13 protein-coding genes and 1 pseudogene are annotated in these 13,028 nt (G+C 59.5%); all 14 read right to left on the reverse strand.

Features of this window, described 5'->3' with window-relative positions:
- Positions 1-37: 37 nt before the first annotated feature.
- A complete protein-coding gene (locus C441_RS18430) occupies positions 38-631 on the reverse strand; it encodes a CPBP family intramembrane glutamic endopeptidase (RefSeq protein WP_161618829.1) in 594 nt (197 codons plus the stop codon).
- A 117-nt stretch (positions 632-748) separates the two neighbouring features.
- Positions 749-943 (reverse strand): hypothetical protein, encoded by a 195-nt coding sequence (locus C441_RS18435; protein ID WP_049920705.1) that lies wholly within the window; start codon positions 941-943, stop codon positions 749-751.
- A 25-nt stretch (positions 944-968) separates the two neighbouring features.
- Positions 969-1,838, reverse strand: a complete 870-nt coding sequence (locus C441_RS18440) for a type II CAAX endopeptidase family protein (RefSeq protein ID WP_007276474.1) — start codon at positions 1,836-1,838, stop codon at positions 969-971.
- A 113-nt stretch (positions 1,839-1,951) separates the two neighbouring features.
- Positions 1,952-2,824, reverse strand: a complete 873-nt coding sequence (locus C441_RS18445; protein WP_007276475.1) for an ABC transporter permease subunit — start codon at positions 2,822-2,824, stop codon at positions 1,952-1,954.
- On the reverse strand, positions 2,821-3,741 hold the full coding sequence (locus tag C441_RS18450; protein WP_007276476.1) for an ABC transporter ATP-binding protein: 921 nt from the start codon (positions 3,739-3,741) through the stop codon (positions 2,821-2,823). Before C441_RS18450 ends, C441_RS18445 begins: the two co-directional genes overlap by 4 nt.
- Before the next feature lie 58 nt (positions 3,742-3,799).
- Positions 3,800-4,675: a CPBP family intramembrane glutamic endopeptidase gene (locus C441_RS18455; RefSeq protein ID WP_007276477.1), complete on the reverse strand. Its 876-nt coding sequence runs from the start codon at positions 4,673-4,675 to the stop codon at positions 3,800-3,802.
- Positions 4,676-4,914: 239 nt separating this feature from the next.
- Complete coding sequence (locus C441_RS18460; RefSeq protein ID WP_239640862.1) at positions 4,915-5,841, reverse strand: DUF7351 domain-containing protein; 927 nt, start codon at positions 5,839-5,841, stop codon at positions 4,915-4,917.
- 428 nt (positions 5,842-6,269) lie between these two features.
- Positions 6,270-6,953, reverse strand: a complete 684-nt coding sequence (locus C441_RS18465) for a CPBP family intramembrane glutamic endopeptidase (RefSeq protein ID WP_007276479.1) — start codon at positions 6,951-6,953, stop codon at positions 6,270-6,272.
- Between the two features lie 169 nt (positions 6,954-7,122).
- Positions 7,123-7,434, reverse strand: a complete 312-nt coding sequence (locus tag C441_RS20415; RefSeq protein ID WP_007276480.1) for a DUF6141 family protein — start codon at positions 7,432-7,434, stop codon at positions 7,123-7,125.
- 172 nt (positions 7,435-7,606) lie between these two features.
- Complete coding sequence (locus C441_RS18475; RefSeq protein ID WP_007276481.1) at positions 7,607-8,440, reverse strand: CPBP family intramembrane glutamic endopeptidase; 834 nt, start codon at positions 8,438-8,440, stop codon at positions 7,607-7,609.
- A 98-nt stretch (positions 8,441-8,538) separates the two neighbouring features.
- On the reverse strand, positions 8,539-9,411 hold the full coding sequence (locus C441_RS18480) for a polymer-forming cytoskeletal protein (protein ID WP_007276482.1): 873 nt from the start codon (positions 9,409-9,411) through the stop codon (positions 8,539-8,541).
- On the reverse strand, positions 9,408-10,715 hold the full coding sequence (locus tag C441_RS18485; RefSeq protein WP_007276483.1) for a hypothetical protein: 1,308 nt from the start codon (positions 10,713-10,715) through the stop codon (positions 9,408-9,410). The genes C441_RS18480 and C441_RS18485 overlap by 4 nt, the downstream gene beginning before the upstream one ends.
- A 679-nt stretch (positions 10,716-11,394) precedes the next feature.
- Positions 11,395-12,236: pseudogene (locus tag C441_RS18495) on the reverse strand (hypothetical protein).
- A 62-nt stretch (positions 12,237-12,298) separates the two neighbouring features.
- Positions 12,299-12,880, reverse strand: a complete 582-nt coding sequence (locus C441_RS18500) for a flavodoxin domain-containing protein (RefSeq protein WP_049920708.1) — start codon at positions 12,878-12,880, stop codon at positions 12,299-12,301.
- Positions 12,881-13,028: the final 148 nt, after the last annotated feature.

Genomic DNA, 13,028 nt, shown 5'->3' on the forward strand with positions numbered 1-13,028 from the left:
AGCAGGGGTGAACCAACAAGCGACCCAATGTATCATTTCAGAGGAGGATAGCCGTGAGGACAAAGTTTGCGACAGTCGCGACGGCTAATCCCGGCCAGATACTTTGAGTTCCTTGGGAAGCAACGCCGAGGATCACGCCAAGTCCGAATGCATAGACGAGGAGATACAGCACAGCCTGAATCGGTTCGAAGAAGAAGATTGGAATTGATTGGAAGACAGTGAATACGATTGCTTGACCGACGACTGCCACTTTCGGTTGCGTCCGACGGTTTAACGCCTGTAGCAACCAACCACGAAAGAACAGCTCTTCGCTGTACAGAGTAACAAAGCCGCTGAACAGAGCCAGTCCCGCCCATCGCCCCAACCCATCGAACCGAACTAACCACGCAAACGTGGGGTCTGGGCCTTCTAATGCGAGCACGAGCAAGCGGTCATAGACGCCGCTCCACGGTTCAAACAAGATGAGCAGAACCGCGTATGCGATACCTGCGGTGATCGTGGCTCGAAGCCCTGTCCCAATGTCCGGTATTCGGAATCCAACACGATCGGCGTCTCGGTACCGAATAAGACTGATTAACGGGACAATCAACCAGAAGAGCTGAAAGATCGGCGTCGTCGTCTCTAGTATCATCGGAGTTATCACCAGCGCAATGAGCGCAAGTCCTGTCCAGGCTAGAGCGATAGTGACTCGATGCTGTAATAACCGATAGACCGACCTCCCCGACTCATTAGTCAGCGTCATGCACTACTAACTCTGCCTCACTGAAGACCGATTCTTCACCGACGCGCCAGCGCCGACGAAGAGCAAGCCGAGCGCGCCCAGTGCATATGTTGAGGTATCGACTGGCGATCCGAGTGCGAGCATCGCGGCCCCTCCGACGAAACAGAGGAGTCCCGCGACGAGCAATCCATTTCCGATGAGGTGAGTGGTGTCTTCGTCCATTGATGTTTCCTGATCCAAGGGCGGTTTACGTTTCGGCGTTCCAATCCGGATTGACTCGGTAATCGTAGAGGTGGACGCCGGTCGCTGCGACGACAAGCAGTACAGCCGCCCACGTGATAACCGCATGTGATCCGTTCAGCGTGACAAGCGTGCTCCAGTCGATAGCGTCACCGACGAGAACGACATCGAGGTTGAGCGGCACCTGACCGGTCGTCGCATTGTCGGTCCCGTGCATCAGCATCGCCAACAGTACGCTCCCGCCGGAGCCGTTGAACACCCAGCCGAGGAGCACGGAGAACGCAATAATCCCGACGAAGTAGGCGACGACGAGTTCGAGCGGCCAGTCGGCCCGGAATCCACCGGGAACGAACTGGGGCAGATGCCATAGCCCCCAGAATACGCCGACGATGAGGGCCGCGGCAAATCCGCCATACCGTTCTTGCATTTCAGGCTGGGCGAATCCTCGCCAGCCGAACTCCTCCTGACCACCGCCGATGAACGTCCCGAGAATGATTCCGATGACGACCGTTATCGGGTCGAAATCGAAGGCTGCCCAGTCGATCGGGCCGCCGAGCGCCCACGAGGCGACTCCTGCCGCGTACGTAATCGCGAACGGAATTAGGATCGCGGCGGCGTACCACTTCGGATGGACGCGCCAGGTGAAGACATCGTCGAGCCACCTCCTGACGCTCTCACCGCTCGCCCACAGGACGATCGCAGCAGCAACTCCCGGTGAAAGCGGGCTCAGGAAGCCTTCGATGAACCATCGACTCCAAGACGGTTCCATTTCGAGGAGCTTCGGAATCGCATCGAGCGTCCACGAGAGCGCGTACGCCAGTACGAAGAACGACGTGATCCGATACTGACCGACCCGTTGCTTGAGTAGTGATGCCATAGGTCCTCAGTCGCCTCCGTCGAGAGAAACCGCTTCCGTCCGGAGTCGGATGATTTCCGTATTTCCGTTCGACATTATTGTGATCTGGTGTGTATGGTTTTGAACTGTTGGCGCTACAGGTCTGCGACGCTGAACCGGTAATACCCAATGAGGAACGGGACGATGATCCAGAGTGCGAGAATCACGATTCCCATTTCCGGGCTCAGGAAGAATGGATCGGGTTCGGCCGGCGTCACTTCGACTCCGACGCCCGATTGGGGGGGTGCTGCACCGGCCATCTCCGCTAACTCGGGGAGGAGAGCGACGACCGTCGAGAGATATGCCGAAGACGGCGATACCTGACTGACGAGGAACACCCAATCGGGCATCATTGACGGGAGGTTGAACCCGTTGACGACGTAGACGGCCGCCATCGGGACGACGTCCCACAACAGTTCGAAGACGACGAAGAATCCGAGTGCGAGTGTGGTCGCACGTGAGGTGGAACCCGTCGTCGCCGAGAGTCCGACCACGATTCCCGCGTAAATCCCCGCGAAACCGAGCGTTACGAGAACGAAGACGAGTGTCGCACCTAGTTCGAGTGTCCCAAGCAGTACGGAGCCGAATCCTAAGCCAACGAGAAGCCCGACTCCGAGACCGAACACGAGAACCGCTGCCCGTCCGACGACCTTTCCGGCGAAGACGTTCAAGCGGTTGGTCGGCAACGAGAGTAGCAGTTTGATGCTCCCGATTTCACGTTCACCGGCGAGAGACTTGTAACAGACCACGATTGCAGCGAGTGGGACGAATAGCCCGATGAGTCCGACCGTGAAGAAGACGAGACCGGCGAACGTCGCACCACCAGCTCCACCGAACAGTTCGGGAACCTCGACGTACGAGTACGTCGAGACGAGCGACAGCAGGACGAACACTGCCACGAGCGCCCAGAGTGCCCGTGACTGGATGGCATCTCGGAAGTCCTTCTTCGCAATCGCCAGCCACGTCATGCGCTGACCTCCTGTTCGTCCTCGGTGTAGCGAACGAAAAGGTCTTCGAGCGATGACTCGACGACCGAGAAATCCCGAACCGACGTTACGTCGGCGTCGATGGCTTGCAGGACGGCGAACTTCGAGGCATCATCGACGACGACTCGGAGCCGACCGTTGTCGATCGATGCACTTCCGACACCGTTGAGGTTGGCGACTCGATCGACAGTAGATCCATTGAGTTCCGAGACAGATACGTACAGGACTTCGCCTGTCTCGGTCGCGTCGCGGAGACCATCGATGGTATCGACGGCGACGAGTTGGCCGCGATTGATGATCGCTACGCGGTCACAGACCGCCTCGACCTGCTCCATCACGTGGCTAGAGAAGAACACTGTCGTACCGCGTTCGTTCTCCTCGCGGATGATCTCCCGCATCTCGCGGGCACCGTTCGGGTCCAGTCCGGTAGACGGCTCGTCGAGGACGAGTAAGTCGGGATCACCGACGAGCGCCATGGCGAAGACCAGCCGTTGCCGCATCCCCTTCGAGTACCCGCCTGCTTTCCGGTCGGCGGCGTCGGCGATACGAACCCGTTCGAGGAGTGCGTTCACGTCCTCGTCCGCGTCTTTCATCTCCAAGACAAATTCCAGGTGTTGCCGACCAGTGAGCCGGTCGTAGATGTGGTAAGCGTCGGGGAGAACGCCAGTTTTCCGCCGAACTGCTTCGCCTTCTCGCTGAGCGTCGTAACCGAGAACGGTTACGGTGCCCGCTGTTGGACGGATAAAGTCGAGCAGGATGTCGATCGTCGTGGACTTACCCGCGCCGTTCGGGCCGAGGAACCCGAAGATCTCGCCCTCCTCGACGCGCAGGTCGAGGCCGTCGACGGCGACGACGTCTCCGAACTGTTTCGTCAGTCCGTCGATGTCTATCGCGGCCATCTCTCCAATCCCCCTATCGTCCACACAGCGCGACGCTGTTCGGTCGTCGTGTTCGTGATCATGAGTTCGAACCTCCGATGTCGGCTGGTCCGGGAATCGAACCGCGAGCGAGGGATTTCCGGCCGTAGTACGCGACGATTGCGAGCGCGATAGCGGTATACACGACCAGGTGAACGACCGTCACGGTACCGACCGCGCGTTCGTTGATCACCCCGTCGATGAGAATCTCGTCAGGAACCAGGGGAATGAGCACGTCCGCGGTGTTTGCCATCGCATGGAGCACCATGACGATGAGGACACTGCCGGTGCTATTGTACGCCCACGCGAGGATGACCGACAGGGTGAGTATTCCGCCGATCCAGCCAACCTGATTCACGAGGGGAAAACTCGAATGTGGGGTGACAGGGGCGAGGAAGTACGGGAGATGCCACCCGGCCCAGACGACGCCGATGATGAGACTCGCGCTGAACGCTCCGTACCGTTCGTTGAGTCTCGCTTGAGCGAACCCCCGCCATCCGGGCTCCTCGTTCAGCCCGCCGCTGAGTACGAGCGTGAAGAGGAACAGTCCGGTGAAGAGCACCGGTGATGGGAGCGCTCGTCCGAAATCGATGGGGCCTCGAACGGCGAAGATTCCAAGCGAGATCAGTGCCGCCGCGACGAGCGGGAGGCTAAACGCAACGATCCACCATTTCCATCCCACGCGCCACTTCGTAATCTGGCTCGCCCATTCTCTGACGTCGTCGCCTCGCAGCCACGTCACTACCGCCGCACTGACTGGCGGACCAAAACTCCCGACGTAGATGAGGATCGCCGCGGTCCAACTCGGCTCCATGAACACTGCCGGGGCGGAGATAATCCACGTGTAGGCGTACGCTCCGATGAAGAACGCCGCGACAGGATGTTCGTCAATCAAAGAGTGCTGAATCGGCGGCATAACCGATACTTCTCTGGAGGACGGATAACTATTGTCATACTGATTACAAATTGGCAGACTGATTACTCAAATAGATTTGAGTAGCGGTATCGGGTCAAAGCCGGAGCTAATCCAGCTAGTGACTCGAGTCCGCTGACAATCGTCGTGATCCTCGTCGGTCTCATCGCTGGTCTGATCGCTGCTCGTCGTGGAACACTGCTCTCTGCGGGAATTGGACACGGGTTTGTCGGCTGAGAATCTCACTCACCACATCCATCGGAGCTCTCGCGCACGGTCTTCTCTACAACGGTAACGGAGGGCTGGTGATCGACCGATAACCTGATCTCCGTCTCGTCAAGGACGATTTCGACGGAAGCAGCGAACGGCTCCTCTGCCCTCACGGCCGTGTTCCAGTGTTCCGTGGTCGTGTACTCGAACAGTTCCCAGAGAGGGATATCGAGGAGAGAGACACCGTGTTGCCAGAAGGCCTCGATAACGACCGGATGGAACGCGACGACGACATCGATGGGAATAGAGACGGTGAACCAACACCGGCGACATTCGTTAATTGAGACACTCATGAAGTGCTCTCCGCGCTCTAACTGCTGGACAGTAGTGTCGAGTAGCCCGTAGCATTCGGGACAGACGCCCCCTCGTACGAAGACGTACTTCGCCCAAATACCGTACCCGAAGCTATCGACGATTTCTTGCGTCGATCGCTCTTGGGCGATGCTCTGCGGGAAGAGATCCGAGACGATCGGCGTTGCGCACTCTCGACAGTCGACGGTGAACTGCCCATCGGCCGAGTACGCATCAAGCGACCGCGCACCGCAGTTCGGACAGGCTCCCTTGACAGCCACGGGACCGAACGTGTGAGACGACTCGTACAGTCCCGAAAAGAGCGCCCGCCGAACTTTGTCACCGGCGTACGTAAGCTGATATCCATCCTCGGTTTCGACGACGAATCTACCCACAAGCTGCTTGAGGTGATAGGAGAACTGTGACGTGCTCTGGCAACTCACGGCATCATACAGGTGCGAAAAAGACAGCGCGGACGTTTCTGCCTCCTCATTGTATTTTCTCTCGGCTAATGCGACGAGGATTTCCAGTCGTTGCTGATTGGCGAGCGCTTCGATGCTCTCGATGACGTTTTCGTCGATGTCAGTTGCGGGAACCTCCGAGCCCATTATCTCATAGTCTGCACCGGAAGCCGTGAACGTTTGGAACGGACGTTGCAGTGTCTCTCCAGTCATTCCGGGAGGAGCACAGGTTCGAATCAGATGAAACCGAAGTAGGTCACCACAACTGCCCCCATTCCCGTCAGAGTGACGACGATAGTGACCAACTCACTGATCACGGGAACGAACCCGACCAGGTACAGTACGAGCATCACTGCAACGAGACCGGCGCTCGTGGCGATACCCGCTCGTGAGGTCCGGACCCGAGTCCCGACGGGGTCACTCGGTGGCGTGCGGGACCAACAGGAAGCGTAGACTACTACTTGACATATCTGCCTCACCACGTCATTCTACCGGACTTGAGAACCTGTGTCACTCACTCGACTGGTGCTACAGACCGTCTCTGGGTCCGTTACGTTGCTTCTCCCGGACCGACGCTACGTAGACGAGAGGACGATGTAGCTCAGCCCCATGAGAATGGTATTGTAGATTGCGTGGACCAGTACCGGAACCGCTAGGTTGCCGGTTCGTTCGTAGAGGGCCCCGAAGATGCTCCCGACGACCGCGATCATAAGCGCCCCCGCGACGATGGCGACGGGGTTTCCAGAGTAATTGGCCAGGTGCAACGAGCCGAAAAGGAGGCTTGCCCCGACGATAGCAGGAACCGGCCCGAACCGGTCACGGAGATGTCCCTGGATGACACCCCGGAAGACGAACTCCTCGACCGGTGCCACGACCACTATGGAGAGCGCCGCGAGCCCGAGCAGGTAGGTCGGGTCCATTGCCGCAGTCTCCCCGATGACCGAGGAGGGAAGGGGCCCGAAGGACGTCAGAAGCATCGATAGAACGACCGCTGCGGTGATGGCCGCGACCACTCCGCCAGCGACGTACCCCAGCTCACGAACTGAAGGGAGGGCGACTGGCACGGTCAGGTCTCGAAAGCGGTAGTAGAGGTACCCGACGCCGAACATACAGAGCTGGCTGGCAGCCGTGGCCCCGATGAGAATCGGCGTGCTCTGGATATCGTAGCCCAGCGCGACCAGTGGCACAATGAACACGACGCCTGCGAGGAGGGCGATCACGAACGTGAGAACGGTGAGACCGACCAGTTCGAGGACCATTCGGGGACCGGACTGGGACTGGAGAGTCACCCTGGCCAGTCAATCGACGTCCGGGTGGGGATTGCCATATGGATGAGCTGATGGGTGGCGAACATATATATGCCGCTGCGGAAGGTGCTCCGTGGCAGCTCACAGTGCTTTTCTGAAGCTCGACATCTCCGGAACAGGCTTATCGATCCGATTCGGACATGGCAGCACGGACTGCGGAGGCCAGTTCGTCTGGTTGCTGGCTTCCAATCAACAGGTCGCGGTCATCAGGTCGGGTGAGGAACACACCGCGCGGGCCACTGACGTTGTACGCGATCGCTCCCGGTCGCCAGCGGATGCCCCACCCACCGTACTCCTGGAGGGGTCGGTACGTCGTCACCTCGACGGACTCGATCGCCGGCCAGGGCACTCGTCTGAACGACCGGTGAAGTGGAGCGAACCTGATGTAGAGGCCGTCATCTCGGACCTCGGTAACGAGTCGGAGCGACCACATGAACCCAGCAACTGCTCCGGTGAGGACTATCCCGAGTGGTCCACTTCCAACGACGGTTACGAGACCGACGATGCCAAGCAGTGTCCAGAGCCACCACTGTCGGAATCGTTGTTCTTCGCGGAAGACAACCTGGCATGACACACTCTAGACTGGGGTGGAAGGGATAAGTACATTAGCGAGCCGAGTAGTCGGCACCAAGCAACGGACCAGCGGCGATGACAAGGGCGACGATCACGACAGTAAGTGTTGTGACGAGAAGTCCGAGCCCGAGCGGTCTCGTCGCACCTGCGACACCCCCGACCGGGTAGTAGTTCAGGAGCGCGTTGCCGCTCGCGTGCAAGAGTATCGCCGGCAGGACGCTTCCATTGACTCGGTTCGTGAGCCACGACAACAGAATCGAGAGTTCGACGAGTTGGAGCAGATAGAGGCCCAGGGGGAGCGTGTGATGGATGGTGCCCGGGATGAAAACCAGCGGGAGATGCCATCCGGCCCAGACGACGCCAACGATGAGCCCGGCCCTGAGCGGGCTGTACGTCTCTTGAAGTGCTGGCAGGAGGTATCCGCGCCAGCCGGGTTCCTCAAGGCCGCCGCCGAACAGGACGATGAACCCGAGAAAGAGCGGATACTCGATGATACCCGGGAGCACGTCCGGTGTCACGACGCCATCGAAGAGGACGACGTGGATCGCGGCTGCAGTCAGAAACAGGGCGACCGGAAGCGCGAGCGCAAGTGCGTAGTACCGCAGTGCAACTCTAGTCTCGAAGATGGATCGAAGCCACGCCCTCAGTGACCGATCCGATGCCCGAGTGAGGAGTATTCCCGTTGCGAACGGTCCGAGCCCGCCGAGAACGAACAGGACCGTTCCTGTGAGTGTCGACCCGGTCTCGCTGATCGCCCACACGGTCCACAGCGACCACGAGATGGTGTACGTGAGGACGGTGTACCCGAGTAGCGTCGCTCGGGGCGACCAGTCTGCGACAGCGACCGCATACGATCGTGACCGCATTCAGTCACATCCGACGGTTGTTGCGCGGGTTCTGTCACACCGGGGCTGTCGTAGTGTATGGGCTCGGGTACTCGGGTCTCGAAGCACTGTGAACATGCTCAGGTCCCTCCGGGGATAGTGACGGGCTCGAACCGCTGGAGACCGAAGTACGTGTTCAGGACCGCGCCGAACCCGACGAGCGAGACTGTGAGCTGTGCGATCTCACCGAGGTACGGTACGAGTCCGAGGAGTTCGAGTACGAGCAGGAATGACGCGATCCCCACGATCGTCGCGACGCCGTCTCGCTCGATCGGGAATCGCGCCCCGATGAGATATCCGAACACGGTCTGGCCGTAGAGGACGACGAGGAACTCGGCGAGGAGTCCGACGATGGCGACCGGGAGCAAGATGAGGGTGAACGCCATATAGACGAAGAGGACGAGAAGGGTCGTCGCGCCGAGGCTCCCGACGACGCCGCTGACGAGCGCGTGGTCGGTGATGGCCGCGCCGACGTTCTCGACGACGAGTGGGTGTCGTTCGACGAGCCACCACCCGAACGCACCGAGGACGATGAACTGCAGGATGAACCCCCCGACCCGTCGAGCAGGTGAACTCGATGGGGTCGGAGGCTCGAACTGCGAGACGCGACCGACCGACGCTTCGGAGCTGACATCGGCGGAGCCCGAATACGTCTGGAGGGTTCCGGTCACGGTCGCACCATTCTGTACTGAGAGATTCCCGTTGAGCAGCGTCACGTCGCCGTCGACGGTGCCGTCGATGTCTGTGGTGCCACCTATCACGTAGATGTCGCCGCTGACAGCTGCGCCCTCCGGGACGGTGGTGGTTCCGCCGGCGACGACGTGAACGTCCGCGAGTGAGTCGATATCGTTGTCTCCCTGGAACGTCACGGACATCTCTTGGACTTCGGCGCCCCCGATGGAGACCATGAGGAGGACGACGACGAGGAGCGGGATGGCTTCAGTCGGACTCATACACTCGCACCTCGGTTTTCGCGAGCGAGTTCGACCATTCGTTTCGCGTACAGGCTGACTGCGAGCCCGAACAGAAGGAGCAGTGAGAGCGCCTGTACCACGTTCAGGTGCGAGAGGAGCGTGAGTTCGGTCGCCTGGAAGTATAGTGCGAGCGCGGTGCTCGAGAACGTCGCGAGCCAGCCGGCGACGCCGATGCCAATCGCAGAGTGCGTCCCGATCGTCTCTGACGTCGAGAGGTCGGGCCAGAGTGCGAAGTTCAGCGTCGTGTAGAAGCTCACTGCCACCGCGTATAGAGCGGGGTTTAGGGGAGACGTCTCGTCGCCGGCTATGGACGGGAACAACGCTGCAAAACGGAGGTCTGACGTGTACATAACGTGTGTGAGCGCGAACAGTGCGAACGTCCAGAGAAAGATGCGCGAGAGCGAGTAGTTCGCGTAGATGACGCCGGCCATCACTGCACCGATGACGTGTGCAACGGCGATGAACAGCCGCGTCGAGAACTCCGGCGATTGCCAGGAACTCAGGAGAAGCGATGGCGTGTCGATGATTCGCAGGAATCCGAGACTATCGATGAAGAACACGCCGAACATCAGGACGACTGGTACGACGAATGCCAGACTCCGCGTCCGAACGGGCTCACCGTGACAGAATCGTCCGGTGCCGTACGTCTCGTGTTGCGCCCCGAGGGCGTCGAGGACCGCATCGAGACGGTCGATGCGAGCGAGCGACAAGATTCCGAGTACGAGGACGCCCGGTGCCATCGCTGCGACCATCAACTGGCTGAAGACGTCAACCGACCACGAGAGCGGAATCGCATTTGCCAGGAAGTACGCGATTGCCGTGATCGCCGCGGCGACGTACCCTCGATCTGGTACTGGAACGAGGTCAGTCGCGAGCGAGAATGAGACGGGAAACCCGACACCGAGCCCGATCGACGCGAAGACTATCCATGCACCGAACGCGGGAACGCTCCGAATCATCGGTGCAACGAGCGTGAGCGCGAACTGAACGCAAACGACACCGAACAGGAGGCGGAGCCTCGTTCGGAGGTCCGTGCTCCAGCCGTGGCGGTCCATCGTCACGCCGGTCACGGCTGCGACGATGAGCGTCACGAGCGCGAGCGCCGCCATCCATATTGAGACAACCGTCTCGGACATTCCGACGAGCCGGGTTCCGAGATCGATAAGCCCTAGCTGGACGAACGTGATGTTGTAGTAGTAGCCGGCGACCATCAGAGCCACGAAGAGACCGTACCCGGATACTGTCGTCCACTGCCGTTGCCGTACGAGTGAGAGGAACTGCATCGAACTGTACTGACAGATGGTGGCGACCGATGTGCAATAAAAACAATGTTGGAGAGGCCGGGCCACTCTCTATCAGCGAATATCTTGGTCGTAGGCTGGACGATGGTACTGACCCGGTATTTCGCCCTCACTCCGCTCAAACGATGGGGGATAGAACCCGGTGGCTGAATCCGTTTTGACTAGCTCTGTTGAAATCCTCAGTCGTAGATAGTTTGCAGGGGGCCGTGTGCGTATCGGTCAAGGAGCCGAATCGAGGTGGCCGGGAAGTGAGACAGAGAAGTGATGTCGCACCCAGATCGTTCTCTCGTTGTGAGAACAAGGGAATTGGATAAGACTCCGTCATGCGAATATATGATATGAACGAAAAGATTACCCGTTACGTCGGTGACGCTCTCTTGCTGGTAGGGCTCTTGCTGTTCGTTCTCGGCGCGACAGCTATCGTCTTCGATTATCGGATCGGCGTCCACGTAGCAGTCGTCGGTGCTCTCGCACTGATTTCCGTGGGAGTCGGAGCGTCGATGAAGCGCAGTAGCCGTCCGCCTGCCATCTGAGTCCCCAACGTGGGGTTCGGTTTATCACGAGATATCTCGGTGGACTGCTCAATGGTCGTCCGCTGAATCTTCCCTCTGTATCTTGCACGCATTTCCTGTCAATATCGGAGGATTCCAACAGAGCCATTTTATGATAAATATCCATACCGTACGCACCCTGTATTTCTTGGGCAGTCTGTTCGTAGTTCAGTGCCAGTGTGTGTCTGGGTTCTGGATGATCTGCGGGAGATTGCGCGAATGAATCGCGTCGTGAGTTCGAGACCGATGAGACTCAGCACGCCAAACAGCACGATCTGGGGGAGACGAACACTCTGCCCGTTCTGGAGCATGAATCCGATCATGGCGAGAACCGCGAGGCCGAGAATGGTACCCTTCACGAGGAGGACGCCGGTGAAGACGTATCCCCACGCCCGATGCTTCCAGAGAATGGCCGCCGAGAGGGCAAACGACGGGACAACGACGCCGAGATTAGTGACTGAATGACAGGCACGGGAAGCGTCGTCTCGGCGATGCTCGGGGGTCTGACTCCGGCGAGACTCGCTGAGCCGACCTCTGCGAGCCACATCAGCGCCACGAGTCCGGCGACGAGTGCCTGGAAGGCGACGTATCCGCGAACCAGGTGATCGTGGAGTGCATCCTTCAGGCCTGTCGGATCGATGCACGCGAGGCCGCCGATGAGCGTGAACAGCGTTAGTACGAACAGCGCAACGTAGACGAGATAGAGTTCGTTGAATGCCGTGAGGAATGCGTACGAGGCGTACGTATAGAGAAGGTAGCCGGTGACGCCAAGCCAGACGACATAGCCTCGGAGTGGCCCCTGGTGCGCGTAATAGAGGGCGCCGAAAAGTGCGGGGATGGCGACGACGAGCGTCAGCAGATCCTGCCCGTACAACTGTGGAAGGAGGACCTCGGCGTCCCGGTAGAACTCGAGGACAAACAGTCCGACGCTCGTCGCCACAACCGCGAGCAGGAGGGTAAGCGTCGACGCAACAAGATAGGGCGGAGTGTGTCGTCGGGGCGGTTACTAGGCTGTCATGCCGCCGGATCCTCGGTGGTATCCGGGACAACGCCGAGGCGGTCTTCGACGAACGCGGCGACATCCGCTGCGAAGGCGTCGACAGCGTCCCAGTCGGTGAACTCGAGGTCACCCGTCGGTTTCCGCTCCTCGGTGAGAAGGTCGTTCGCGATCCGTTTCATCATTAGACGCTTGAGGAACCCGTACTCGGAGAACCGAAGCGCGCCGCCGAACTGCCCGATTCGATCCGGATGCCATTCGGTTTCAGTGAGGAACGACTCGACGTACCCTGCGGCTTCTTCGCGTTTTTCCTCGTTCGCCGAGGATAACGAGACCTGGAAGAACGCGGTCGGCATCTCCGACAGGGCGTCTTGATTGTCGGTGACGAAGTCGCGGACCTCGCCTTGGTGTTTGCCGACGTGGATCGACGCGCCCACGACGACGGAATCGTACTCTTCCAGTGTGAACGATTCCAGTTGATCATGCACGTTCAGCGCACTCGCCTCGTGGCCGCGCTCGCTGAGCACCGTCGCGACCCGCTCTGCGATCTTCGCCGTTTGGCCTTCACCTGTCCCGTAGATTACCAGAAAGGAACTCATCTGTTCTCACACCTCAGCAAGGACGTTCGCCGCGGTGCCCAATAACTACTGCTAGGGCCCGCGATTCCGTCCGAGTCGCGACAGTAGGGAGGCAGTGGAACGTCCGACCACCGATACAAATATCGGCTATTCGACCGTTGAATACAGT

The organism is Haloferax sulfurifontis ATCC BAA-897 (assembly GCF_000337835.1).
In the GTDB taxonomy this organism is placed as follows: Archaea; Halobacteriota; Halobacteria; order Halobacteriales; family Haloferacaceae; genus Haloferax; species Haloferax denitrificans.